Raw genomic sequence first — 13,687 nt, 5'->3', positions numbered from 1 at the left:
GAATGGGCTTTCCATCACTTCCTTCAAATGTTGACCGCTATGTGCGACAGATCATTGATACCATGCTGGGGCGTACAGGGAATGCCGGTGACCGGGTTCTAATGGTACGTGATCTTGCCGACCTTGGGGTTGTTGAAGCAAACCCCGGTGCGCTCAACTCCCCGTCAAAGCCCAACGCCAGCATTACCGATAGCCTGAAACCATTTGACCCTGGAGCTGAGAGTGAAATACCGGCAGAGCGGGCGGATACTCCAACGACACCGAACGGCCTGCAAACCGCAAGTGCTTTTGGTGCAGTCCTGGTGTCCTGGCAGCCAGCTAACTACAAAGGACATGCGCAAACCGAAGTGTACCGGGCGCAGGTTGATGATGTTAGCCAAGCGCAAATGGTTCACGAGGCCGAGCAGGCTCGCTACACCGACATTACCTCAAGCACCACTGAGTATTTTTACTGGATACGGCACGTCAATAAGAACGGGCTGAAAAGCCAATTCAACCAGGTGGCCGGTGTCCCTGGCCGGGGCAGCATGGTTATCACCGTGCAGGATTTGATTCTCCAGCATCCCGAGATAGCAACGCAGCCGTTTACCGTTATCAATCGGGGAACGGAAGCAGCACCGGAGTGGGTGATTGCCCTTAACAGTGACGTTGCCGTGAATGGCGCCGTTAATATCAGTCAGCTTGAAAGCGGGGAGTTAAAACACGGTTCACTCTTAACCGTGGGCAGTGGCTCACTGGAAATGGGTACATCGACGGACGGTAACGGCTATCTCATTGTCACTGGGCCTGATGGTATCCAGAACAACGATTATATGGTCATCAAAAATGGCAGCATTCAGTCGTTTGTTTATGCGGCAGGTGTTGGCCATGTACCGTACAAGGAAGTACGCAGGATAGAAACTGGCACCGCTGTATCCGGGCAGCAGGTGAAGATTCCGGCATACTTTAAAAGCCAGCCACAAATTACCCTGTATCCCCGCGATATCGGTATCTATAACAAAGACTATTCCGACCAAAGTCAGCGTCTTGAACTGTTCAACACAGCACCAGAGCCACATCCTAGCGAAGCTGGCGCATGGTTGTTTACGCCAACGGCAAGGCTGGTGCTGTCAGCCGGGGGGCAGACCCAGGCCAAGAGCTTTAGTCAGACATCAAGCGCCGCTTCAATGCCGATAGAGTTTATTGAAACCGGCATACAGAACCTTCAACGTGTCAGCTACGCGGGCCGTGTGGCCAGCTCCAGGCATACCGGCAGCGGAAACCTCTACCAAAAGCGTAAGGCCAAGGTGTCACTGCGATACAAAAATACGTTGGGCTCTTGGGTTATTGTCGATCAAAAAGACGTTTTGTTGCATAGCCTGAACAGTGCCTCTTTTTCCCTGTCATCCAACGTCAACAACGCCACCGATGTAAAGGTGACCGCTAATTACTTTGACGATATTGGTACCTTTGAAAGTGGTGAGCCGCAGTATGAGTACACGACGCGACAGGTTACCGGCTCCAATATCAGCGTGACCAAAACCAGCGATAGCTCTGGTTGGGAAAATCATTCACTGACTGCCACACCGCCCAGCATGTCTGGATGGACGCTGGATAAAGTCGTCTATGTGTATGACCTTCAAGCGGAAGTCAAAGCCCGTACCGGTTATGTCAGGGAGTGGCAGGGCATGACGCCGGTTTATTACTACCAGCAGGGCGAGGCGGATTTAAAGTATCTGACCAAGAACGGATTACAGCGCATTCGCGCCGTTTCGCCGTCAACGCAATACACAAGCGCATGGGCAGACACGGATTCTGTTAGTGGCCAATTCATTTATGAAGACTTGTTTAACAAAACGGGGCGTGTCGATAACTTCATTCAGGCCAATGTCAGCGAGAAGCTGTTAAGTACCACAGACGGTTACGCGGTATGGGTGGACTCCGGTTACCTGTCAGTGTCCGTTTCCAATGTTCGGGCAACCTTCCATTACAGCCGACAGGTGCAACCCGGTACCACCGAAACCAATTTACTCGAAGTCGATACCGCCACCTATGAGAAGGGTGCAACAGACGTTTCCTTATCCAATTCCGTCATTAACTGGACCGCTACGGGAGAATAACCATGAAGCTGCTGTACACGGATAACCTGGCCACCGCCTACCAGCCAGACACATACCAGCCAAGTGTTGATCAGTTCTATGGCATGAATGAAGGACTTGAAGATTACCTTCAGTCTGACTTTAAGGATGAAGGGTTTAACAGTTACTACCAGTACAACCCTGAGCAGATACAGCAAGACCTCAACCTTGAGCAGCAGCAGGGATTAGTCGATCAGATCACCGAGTACGGTGATGACCTGTTTGATCTCTTTGATCAGTACAAGCCTCAGTACGAATACATTGCCCAGAATGCCGGTGTCAGTGGGGCAGAGCTGAATCAGCGCCTTGCCGACAGTGGCGCACGGTACAGCGCTAATGCTGACGGCATGGAAGCGGAAGCCAACCGCGCACTGCAGCGCATGGGGGTGAACCCCAATTCAGGCCGCTATGCCGCTATGAAGACCGGCAATTCACTGAGCAAGGCGGCAGGGTACAGCGCCAACCAGAACCAGGTACGCCAGCAGGCACGCGACGAGGATATGAACGAGCGCATGCAGGCGGCACAAATGGGGCTTGGCCTGAGTAACCAGGGCATGAATGCCTACGGTAACGCCATCAATTCCTACGCCAGCATGGGGCAGCAGCTTACCAACGAGAAGTACAAGTATGATGCGCTCAATGAGCAGGCTCGACAGTTCAATGTGCAGGCCAACCAGAGCAAAGTCGGCCAGATTGCCGGACTGCAAAACCAGTTTTACGGGCAGGCGTCAGACCGCTGGAAAAACGGCATGGTTGAAACTCTGGAGCTGACACCCGGTATGGGTATCACTGACTCTAAAATAGGGAGCGCCTACTAATGTACACCGCAGATGACGGAAGCCGTTGGAATACCAAGTATGACAGTATCGGCAGTGTGCCTAGCCTGAGTGAGCGAGAATCAGAGCGCCGTAAGTCACAGCGTTATACCGATGCCTTGCGCCGCCAGCAGCTTGAAAGTAACCGGGTTGCCATGGATGCGACCAAGCAGAAAATGGCTAATGATGAGCATAACCAGTGGCGCGATAGCTGGAACGATTATGCCCAGTTTCACGGACGGGGCCGGCCCATTGCCGGGAGCCGTGGCAATACCCAATATGCGCCAGACGCCACCACACAAAACTCCAACACACGCTACCAGGTAGACTACAAAGCCGCTGAGGATGCCGGTGCTTTCCTGAAGTCGCTCAAGGAGGGCAAGTTAGAGGACGCAACCCGGATTCTTAATGGCAATGCTTATAGCAGCATCAACAATGCCGCAGGTGTGAGTATCGACCAGGACGAGAAAGGCAATCAGATTGTCAGCATCATGGGTAAGGACGGCCAACCCCTGAAGCGTGTGAGTTTGGCCAAGCTGGAAGAGCAGTTGTCCAACATGAACAACTACACGGTACAAATGAAAGGCACCACCGTACCGGCCCGCGAAAGTATCCTTGGCAGTAAGGAGTTGGCGGAAGGTGCGAGTGGAGCCGCACAAAAAGCCTATGAAAGCGCAATCGCCGGGGCAGAGTTCAAGGAAGGGCGCTGGAACAAACCGGGAGAGAAAGGAGGTATTGAGTTTGTAGACCCGGAAGCTGCACGACATCAGGCTTATGATGATTTCATTACCCGATACGGCCCTCGCGAAGCACAGACTACCTACAAGGCTGACCCGAATTACTTTCATAGCCAGACACCCGCAACCTATGGCGAGTGGTACGAGCAGAATCCGGGCGGGCTTGGGTTTGCCACAGGCAGCAGGTACCAGCAGCAGCCACGCGAGCGCGACACTGGCAGCATAGATGAGCTGGTTAATGCGTTGACGGGTAAATCTGGAAACACGACGACAGGCAGTAACAACCCACCGCCGCCAGCCGGTACTCCGCAGGCTGTGAACACCACGCCAGCGCCAAAGTACACCCCCGGTACCGCCAACCCCTACGCTGCGCAACGCTACCTGCAAAACTATACCCGCTAAACCGCCACTCCAGGCAGTGATTCTCACTGTTGGGGAGTAGCACATAATGGTTTAAAATAACTGTATATAAATACAGATTGCACCAATAGCCACCAATAGCCAGGAATGCTGATGAATTGGGATGAGATTCTACAGTCTGACGACTATCAGAACGCCGATGACTACCAGCGCGAAGTAATCCGTAATGACTTCAAGGAAAACGCGATCAAGCAATACGGGCTTGGTAGCGGGCAGGCCGATGCTTTCCGAGCGAAGTTCGACCAGGTAACCGCGCCACGTGGCAACGTAATGTCGGAGTGGGACAGCCTGAAGTCTATTGGTAGCGGTGCGCTGTCAGCAACAGCGGACATGGCGCAGGGGGTAACTCTTGGCCAGCAGAACTCTGCCAGCAAGTACCTTCGTGGTATGGCTGATGAAATGGCTATGGACCGCCGACCGTCCACCATTGAATCGGTGGAGAATTTCGGCTTTGGTGACGGGCAGGAGATCACGGGCAAAGGTTTACTGTATAGCGGATTGTCCGGGCTTGGCTCAATGGCTCCCATGCTGGTGGGTGGTGGTGCAGCCGGCATGGGTGCGAAAGCATTAGGCCGTACGGCTTCCGGTTATGGCAAGGCGAAAAAAGCACTGGATACCGCTGAGAGCGCCGCTGATGCCAAGGCTGCAGCACATAAGGTTGCCACCCTGGACAAATGGAATGACCGCATCGGTAACGCGGCAGGTTTCGGAGCGGTAGGGGCCGCCATGATCGGCGGTGGTGCTGGCGAGCAGACCATTCAGGAAGTGATGGCGCTTGATGACAACACCCTCTACGAGTCAGACGCCTTTCAGGAGTACTACCGGCAGGAGTACCAGGTCAACCCGGAGAACACCCGCGCCGCATTTGATGGAGCGAAAAAGCGCCTTGCCGATGATCTGGCGACCGGTGCCTTTGCCAAGGCCGCAGCCGCAGGTGGTATCTCAATGGCGGTACTCGGTCCGGCACTCGGTAAAATCGTTATGGGCCGTGGTGCGCAGGGTGTTACCAAAAACAGTTTTGCCGGTGCTGGCACTGAAGCGATACAGGAAACCATCGAAACCGGTGGGCAGCAGCTTGCGACTAATATGGAGCTTGCGCCTCTCGACCAGCGTGACATTTGGCAGAACGTACCGGAAGCCGCCGCCACAGGCGCACTGATTGGCGGTGTGGTGGGTGGTGCAGCAGGTGCGCCCGGTGGTTACATGAACCGTGGCCGTGTTGAAGCGAGCCAGGAAGACATCGCTAACCGTATCCGTGACAACCTGAACGAGAGCGCACTGGCAGAACAGCAGATGCCGGAGCTTGAGGAGCGGCTTAAATTCCTTGAGGGTGAGCTTTCAAACCCGTTAGGCAACACGCCACAGACAAAACAGCTCTTTGAAGATACCCGCGCACAGCGTGACCAGGTATTGAGCGACGTTCGCCGCTTGGCTATGGAAAACGCCAGCCTTGAAAACCGGATGCGGCAGGCACACAGCAGACCACAAACGGTAGCAGGCAACCTGAATACAGGCATGAACCCGGTTCCATCGAACCAACCGCAAGACCCATGGGAAGCACAGCAGCAGCGCGAAACCCGTCCTGGTAACTGGAACCAGTGGACAGAGCCTACCGAGCAGGCACAGTCAGAACGCTTTGAAAGACCGCAATCCAACCCGTTCAACGAAACCGGCGAGCAGCGCATAGGACGCAATGACGGCAAGCCGTTTGCCTCACTGGATGAGCTGAACCGCCATGTCGGCCGGCACGACTTAACCCAATACCCCTTCCATGTTGCGAAGGTCAACGGTGGTTATGTGCTGGTGGGTATGCCCGACGCGCAGCAACAGAGAGCCAACATTACCCGCGTACAAACAGCGGAAGAGTTCGACAGGGTACTGGAAGGCCAGTTTATCCCTCTGTCTGACATTGCCCGGTTTGAGCAGTACCAGCAGGCATCACGCCCGGTGCTGGAGAACCAGCCGGTACAGCAGCAGGTAGACACAGGGCAGGCTGCCGATCTGTTCCAGACCGAAGCACAGGCCACCGCCTACATGCAGCGTAACCGCATGACCGGCACACCAATGCAGGTGGCTAACGGTTACTGGCGCATTGACGAGAGCACCGCACAGGCCGAACAGCTTGAAGACCAGCGCCGGACGTTCATTGATTCAACCGGTACCGCCTCAGACGATCTGGCAGACATCGACTGGGCAGGACGTGAGCGCCGTGAGCAACAGGTAGCCCGCCAGCATCCGGGATTTGCCTACGATGGCACCGACGCGGACTATCAGAAGTACTCTGCCAAGGCCGCAGAGCTGAACAAACTCATGCGCAAGTTCCAGGGCGACCCACGCGACCGGGAGAGCTTCAACCAGTTACGCCAGCTTATCAAGGACACTAAGAAGCTGGAAAAGGCGGCCATGGAGCAGGCTCGTGCCAGCAAACGCCCCATTGCCACGGTCAATCGTACCGAGCTGCTACGCCAAGCCCGTGCCGCTCTGGAAGCAAAACGCATGGATGAGTTCAATGCGTTAGTGTCGGATATCCGAGTAACCAACACGGAAGAACAGCAACGCTTGACCGGCACAACCAGCGCCAACGATCAGCCTTTTGTGGATACCAGGCTCCAGCAGCAGGAGTACCGGGACTATCTTCAGGCTGTGGCGCAGGAGGCAGATCACAGCGCCCGTATTGCCAAGCGTGCTACGGCCAATATTCAGGACGACGATTCACTCTTGACTGCCATTGGCAAGCTGGGAGGTATCAACACAGACACCATTGAGTCAACGGTTAAGGAGAGCATTGACGCATGGCGTAAGGCGAAGGGTGGTGGTCGCAATTCACTCTATGTGAACCGCGGCAAGAACGCCAAGAGCCTGGACGATATGGGCCGCATTCTGGCGGGCTATGGCTACACAGAAAGTGACGGCTCAGAGTTCGGAGCCAATACCCTTACCGATGCGATCATGGATGAGGTACGGGGACGCCCTCGCTTCAGTGACGCCATGAATGATTATCAGGCGGTGATGGGTGACGATTCGCTCTTTGGTGCAGCACAGGCCAACAACACCACAGCACCGGCCATAAATGCCGCGCTCAACGGTGAACCTCTGTCACCAGCTTATCGGAAAGAGTTGATTCGGGTATTGAACGACGCGGAGGTTGACCCGAAGTTTACCGGTAGTACCAAAGACAAGGAGAATTTCGCCAATAAACAGCAGGAAAACGCTACAGGTGATGACTGGTTCGATCAGTTTGAACTTGCCGATATTGGCTATGCTGAAGGGAAGACTGGCCTTGACTCGGACACCTTCGACGGTGAAGACTGGAAAGCGGTTGAAGCGGAAGACCGCGAGCTGTCCATGCTGGCCGAAGCCGCCGCCAATGAACAAAATAACCAGGTGGAAGAAAATGACACTGACGAAGGATCAGGCTCGAGCGTTCGCTATGGCGCTTCGGGAAGGCAGAGCCAAACGGCTGGCGAGAGAGCAGAAACAGGCCGAGGACAGCAAACCGAGCAACGTGGTACCCCTGAATCCGAAGCAGAAGCGGTAAGCGATTCCCCCACCCTTGATCTAACCACCCAGACCGAAGCAGAGCTTCAGCAGCAGTCCGAACAGCAGCAGGCCACTGAAGCCGAAACCCGCCAGCAAGAACAGCAAACCCAACAGAAAGCCGATGCCGACAAAGAGCGTGATGACTTTGTATTGTCTGGCTCAGATTCCGCCAGCGATCAGGCTGCAGCACGCGGGCAAAATGACTTGCTTGGGGCTAGCACTTCTGCCAGCACTGAGAATACCAACACCGACAAATCCGAGAGCCGCAAGACTGAAAGCAAACCGCGAACGAAAAAGACTGCCGGCACTAAAGCAAAAGCAACCACCACCGAAGATTACGGCGACGAGCTGAGCTACAACCTGCGTAACCGTGACGCCGTTGACTGGGAAACCCTGAAAGGATTGTCCGACCCGGAGAAAGTAAAGCTCGCCGTTAAAGCAAAGGTCTGGCCGAAGCCGGATTACCAGCAGTTGATTGATGGCGGTATCGATCCGATTAACGCCCGGATACTCAAGCACATCTACGACAAGGTAGCGGCCAAACCGTCGAAGATGTCAGACGAGGGCATCAAGGCATACATTGACGCCGTTGAGCTAGTGCGGGACGAAACCCTTAAACGCCTGGCAGGCGAGAGCGACACGCTCAAAGGCTTGTTGTCGGATGAGATCAGTCAGGCCCAGGGTAATACAAGGTCATGGGCGAGCATTCTGGATGATGCCCAGAGCAAGCCGTCATTGCTTGATCTGTTCTTTCCCTATGATGGTCCGGCACGAATGCGCTTTAGGCAGAATAAGGAGCTGAACGACCGGGCGGGAGTGTTAGGTGGAAACCGTTTTGTCAGAGGGGTACAGCCATCCTTTGCCGACGCGAAAAAATGGCTAAAGGATTTAGAGCAGGGCTGGCCTGCGAAACTGGAGTCATGGCAGCGTAGTTATGCCGTGGTGGAAAAAGACGGCAAGTGGGAGATAAAGCGCAAGCAACGGAACCATTTATGGAGTACCCGGGAACCCGAGTTTGACACGCAAGAGCTTGCGATAGAACGCGCCCGTGAATTGGTGAAGCGGACAACGGAAGAAACCTTCCAGGAGCCTGAAACACTGGTCACGGATATCAAGAAGACCGGCACTGACTATCGCAAAGGACGGGATATTACCAGCAAGGAGCTGGCAGATGCCTTTGCTTTCCGGGGCGTGAACTTCGGTAATTGGATGAAGGGTGGAGGCAAGGAGCCAAGCCGCGAGCGGCAGCTGCACCTTAACCGGGCTTATGATGCCTTTATGGATTTGGCTAACCTGCTGGAAGTACCACCACAGGCGCTATCCCTTGGCGGTACGCTCGGTATTGCTTTCGGTGCCCAGGGCCGCAAGGGAGCGGCGGCACACTTTGTTCCCGGCGTGAATGAAATCAACCTTACCCGTCGTGCTGGTGCCGGTACGCTGGCGCATGAATGGGGCCATGCACTTGACCATTACTTTGCAATCATGGCGGGGCAAGGGTTTGAGAAGTCACCGTTCATTACCAGTTCGGTAACGGAAGCCTCAAAAGCACCGAACGACCGGGATATTCGCCCGGAGGTGTTCAATGCTTTCCGCGATATTGTGACCGCCATGAAAAAGACAAGCGTCACATTGAACGAGGCAGAGATAGAGGAAGCTATCAAGCGGACGGCTGAGAATAACGAGAAGTCGGAGCAAAGCCGCATTGACGATGAGAACGCCAAGCTCAAGGAGTTGCGCACTTCCATCGAGCAGAGTAATGGTGACGGAGCCAACCTGAAGGAGTTTGACCGGCTGGCAGAGGTCATTCGTTCAGGTAAGGCTAACAACAGCCAGTACCGAACCAGGTCACGAACCTTCTCATGGACGGATGAGGTGGAAGCCATCGGCAAGCTGGTGAAGAAAGCCACCGGCTACCGGCCAAGCAAGTACACCCTTAACGGTTTGGGTGGTGTGTTCACGGACAATTACCGTCAGGTGATGGAGGAAATGGACGCCCGAGCCATTGCAAAGCTTCACGAGCCCCAGGTGCAGACCACAGAGTTTGTTAAAGGGGCGATGGCGTTGGACAAAGGTAAGAAGACGCCCTACTGGAACACCAGCATTGAGTTGTTTGCCCGAGCCTTTGAGAGCTACGTTCACGACCGTCTGACCAACAAGAACCACTACCTTACCGCAGGCTGGAAATCGGTAACGGACGATGGCAGCAGCCTGAGCGATCACACGAAGCAGGCATACCCGCAGGGAGCAGAACGGGAAATTATTAATCGCGCCTTTGATACGCTGATTAATACCCTGGACAGCAAGAAGCTGGATGACGGCCTTGATGTGCTTTACCGGATGCAGCAGAGCAGTGAGTCGGCAGGCATTGACCGTCAGAGTGCAGAGCAGGCAGCAGAGAGCCTTGTCGATTCGCTTGGAGTCCGGGTGAAAGTCGCTGATACCGAAGCCGATCTACCGCAACACGTACGCGACGGCATGAAGCGTGACAGTGCAAACGGCATCAAAGGCGTCTTTGACCGCAGGAGCGGGCAAGCTTGGATTGTTGCCGCCAACCTGAGCGACACGCGGGATGCGGTACGAACCATTCTGCACGAAGTCGCAGGACATCAGGCATTAACCAACATGCTTGGCAGCACCATGAACAGCATAATGGCGCGTATCCATAACGACATGCCGGCTGATGTGAAAGCCCGCATTGAGAGCAGCTATGGTGGCCAGCTTTCCGGCATGGATGAGCAGACCCGCAAGGCGGTGATTGCCGAGGAATACCTGGCGCACCTTGCCGAAACCAATCCGACCAGCAGCACACTCAAGCGGTTTATCTCCAAGGTTCGCCGGGTACTGCGCCAACTGTTTCCCGATCTGAACTGGACGCAGGATGATGTGGTTGAATTGCTGGAAGCGGCACGGAAGAAGCTGAAGGGTGAAAACAACCCGGACGGACCGGGAGGCGGAAAGAAAGACGACCTTGCCGGAATCTCTGGGGCTAGCGACACCACAAAAGAGGGAAGCGTAGCGATCCAGCCAACTGCAAGGTCGTCAGCTAATAAAGACCCAGGCCGTACTGAAAAGTTCCATTCTGAAGACTCAGATAGTTCCAACCGCTACCGCACCGCTTCCATTGACGTTATCGACGGCCTACCTGAAGACATAGCTGAGGCTATGCGCCGCACTAACGCAGGTGTTCGACAGCAGCAAGGTATTGTAGAGCGGGTGAAAGACTGGTTCAGCGATATGGAGCTGGCCGACAAGAACACATGGAAAGAATACGCCAGTCGTGCCTACGCCGGCATCATTGATCAGTTTGACCCTATCGCCCGACTGGAGAAGTCATCGAACGACGGTAACCTGAAAGAGGCCAGTGATTCAGCCTATAAAGCAACCCTGCGCACTAAGAACCTCAGCGGCATGATGACAGCTATTCTCGGCAAGGGTACACCCATGCTGGAGAAGGGCAGCGTCATTGTTCGCAAGGGTAGCAAAGGCTTGCTGGAGATCATGGAGCCAATCGCCAAAGCGGGCAACTTGGAGCTATGGGAGCATTGGGCAGCAGCGCAACGAGCTCAACGACTATTAAGGGATGGCCGTGAAAACCTGTTTACCCAGGCCGACATCGACAGCATTAACCGCTACGTTGACGCACGACCAGACCTGAAAAAACAATTCCAGCAGGTACAGAAGGACTACCAGCAATTCAACCGGCAGGTTCTTGATTTTGCCGAAGATGCAGGACTGATTAACGCTGAAGATCGAAAACTATGGGAGTCTGATGACTACCTGCCATTCCACCGTGTAAACCGCCTCGACGACGGTAGTCAGAACAGCCTGTTACGCCGCAAGGGATTGAGCAACCAGAAAAGCGGTATCAAACGTCTTGAAGGGGGTGTTGAACAGATAAGCCCACTGGAAGCGATCTATCGCAACACCGAAAGCCTGATTGATGCCAGCATGAAAAATATCGCCATGCAGCGTATTGCCGACATTGGCACCGATGCCGGTGTTATGGAGAAAACCCGCGCAGGCGACCGCATGACCTCCGACCAGGTGAAAGATCGGTTAGTCGACCTTGGAGTCATCAAAGAAGGCGACAGCCTCACCGATGAGCAGGTGAAACGCTGGGGCAATATGCTGGTTAAGTTTCAGGACTTAGGCGAGGGAGCAGTCAAGGTGTCTCGCGACGGTAAAACGGACGTGTACCAGGTGCACGATCAGCAGTTACTTGAAACCATGCAGGCAATGGGGCCGGATACCCTGAACGGTATCCTGAAAATATTTGCCTTCCCCAAACGGCTATTAACCAACCTGGTAACGTCAGACCCCGGATTCATGGCGCGTAACTTTGTCAGGGATACCCTGTCGACCTGGATGACCGTACACCCCGATATCAACGGCAAGACCCTTCATGCTTCTATGAGCACGGCAATGAAAAGGGTGGCTAACGGGCTTGAGTCTGATGAGCATTGGGCGCTGATGATGGCTGGTGGTGGCAGTGGCGGATTCTATGAAATCACCCCGGACAACATTCGCGGCAACATAACACCAGGGCAGTACAAGGCGCACCACCGCCGCGCAATAGATGACCTGTCTAAAGGTTGGCAGAAGTGGCAGAAGTTCGGGGGACGGTTCGAAAATGCGAACAGGCTCGCTGTGTATGAGGATGCTATCGCCAAGGGAGCCAGTATTGCGGAAGCCGCGCACCAGGCGCAGGACGTTCTTAACTTCACCCGCCGCGGTAAATGGCAGGCGACCCGAATACTGACAGAGATTATTCCGTTCCTGAATGCACGGATACAAGGGCTTGATCGTCTGGCTCGTGGTGGCATTGAAAACCCGTCAGCAATGCTGTTACGCGGTTCAATCTACATGGCTGCCAGTATCGCGCTCTGGTCCCTGTTTGCCGACGATGAGCGGTACAAGTCATTACCAGAACATGAAAAGCTGACCTGGCACCATTACTGGGACGGCGAGGGTAACCATTATCGGATACCTAAGCCGTTCGAGATGGGCGCTATCTTTGCCACGGTTCCGGAAATTGCCAATAACGTGATCTTTAACGGTGAGGATGGTGAATGGGCCGGTAAGATGATCGGCGGCGTTCTGACTGATGTGTTTGCGTTGAGCATGCCACAGTTCATGGCTCCGGCTGTTGATGTTGGCACCAACACAAACAGCTTTACCGGTGCGCCTATCCTGTCGCTGGGGATGCAGTACCAGACACCGGAGAGTCAGTACACGCCCTGGACTTCGGAAACCATGAAGGCGGTAGCGGAGGCTATGCCGGACGCTGCACCGGAATGGATGCGTTCACCCAAGCGACTTGAATACCTGTTCAGGGGATATTTCGGCACGTTGGGTAGTTATGCGCTTATGGGGGCTGACGGCCTTTCCCGTAAAGTGCGAGATACGCCGGATAAGCCTGAAGCCAGTATTAAGCATATCCCGGTACTCGGTTCTTTCTTGCGAGGTAAGGAGCCGGGAGCAACCCGCTACAGCACAGAGCTGTATGAGATGATGCGCGAGGCTAACGAGCTGTCTGCAACAATTAAGTCGTACCAGAAGCAGGGCTTGGCAGGCAAGGCGGCAGCGCTTCAGAAGGAGCACGACGCCACACTGAGCAAGCGCAAGGGTATCAACCGGAACTCTCGCAAGATCAGCGAGCTACGCAAGCAGGTTAGAACGTTATTGGATAACCGCTTTATGAGTTCCGGTCTTAAGCGGCAAAGAATTGAGGCCCTGAATCGGCAGATAAATGCAGCCTATCGGGACGCGGCAAGGAAGTATGGGAACTGATCGCTCCCCCCCCCTGCATAGTCAACGGATTTTTTTTCAGCTTGTCTATTCCAGCTTAACGGATCGGCGAGCTGGGAAAACTACCTAAGCGATACCCCCTCCAAGCAATAGCCCCCCCTTCCTAAATGTGATTAGATAAGCACCATTTATAGAACAACCGTTCAACATCGAGCTACCGAGGCCCATGCTCCGCCGGTCACAAAACCACCGTGCGACCCCTTCGGGCGGTAGCGTGGTTGCGGAATGGCTAGAGCCTGCGTGTAACTGC

At 54.6% G+C, this 13,687-nt stretch carries 4 protein-coding genes; all 4 read left to right on the top strand.

Going from position 1 to position 13,687, the window contains the following annotated elements; genetic code table 11:
* Positions 1 to 2: 2 nt before the first annotated feature.
* Positions 3 to 2,099 (top strand): hypothetical protein, encoded by a 2,097-nt coding sequence (locus KHS78_RS11760; protein ID WP_211828663.1) that lies wholly within the window; start codon positions 3 to 5, stop codon positions 2,097 to 2,099.
* A 2-nt stretch (positions 2,100 to 2,101) separates the two neighbouring features.
* On the top strand, positions 2,102 to 2,935 hold the full coding sequence (locus KHS78_RS11755; RefSeq protein WP_211828662.1) for a hypothetical protein: 834 nt from the start codon (positions 2,102 to 2,104) through the stop codon (positions 2,933 to 2,935).
* Entirely contained in the window at positions 2,935 to 4,071 is a 1,137-nt protein-coding gene (locus KHS78_RS11750; RefSeq protein ID WP_211828661.1) for a hypothetical protein, read from the top strand. The genes KHS78_RS11755 and KHS78_RS11750 overlap by 1 nt, the downstream gene beginning before the upstream one ends.
* 111 nt (positions 4,072 to 4,182) lie before the next feature.
* The gene (locus KHS78_RS11745; protein WP_211828660.1) at positions 4,183 to 13,419 is read left to right on the top strand and encodes an LPD38 domain-containing protein; all 9,237 of its coding nucleotides are present in this window, start codon (positions 4,183 to 4,185) and stop codon (positions 13,417 to 13,419) included.
* Positions 13,420 to 13,687 lie beyond the last annotated feature (268 nt).

The organism is Kistimonas asteriae (assembly GCF_018263925.1).
GTDB lineage: Bacteria > Pseudomonadota > Gammaproteobacteria > Pseudomonadales > Endozoicomonadaceae > Kistimonas > Kistimonas asteriae.
The sequence above is the reverse complement of the archived record's forward strand: the minus strand, read 5'-3'. Positions and strand labels throughout refer to the sequence as shown.

Bases quoted from the DNA above. Each gene is read 5' to 3' on its own strand.
- KHS78_RS11755 (WP_211828662.1), top strand. From the start codon at position 2,102: ATGAAGCTGCTGTACACGGATAACCTGGCCACCGCCTACCAGCCAGAC.
- KHS78_RS11760 (WP_211828663.1), top strand. From the start codon at position 3: ATGGGCTTTCCATCACTTCCTTCAAATGTTGACCGCTATGTGCGACAG.
- KHS78_RS11750 (WP_211828661.1), top strand. From the start codon at position 2,935: ATGTACACCGCAGATGACGGAAGCCGTTGGAATACCAAGTATGACAGT.
- KHS78_RS11745 (WP_211828660.1), top strand. From the start codon at position 4,183: ATGAATTGGGATGAGATTCTACAGTCTGACGACTATCAGAACGCCGAT.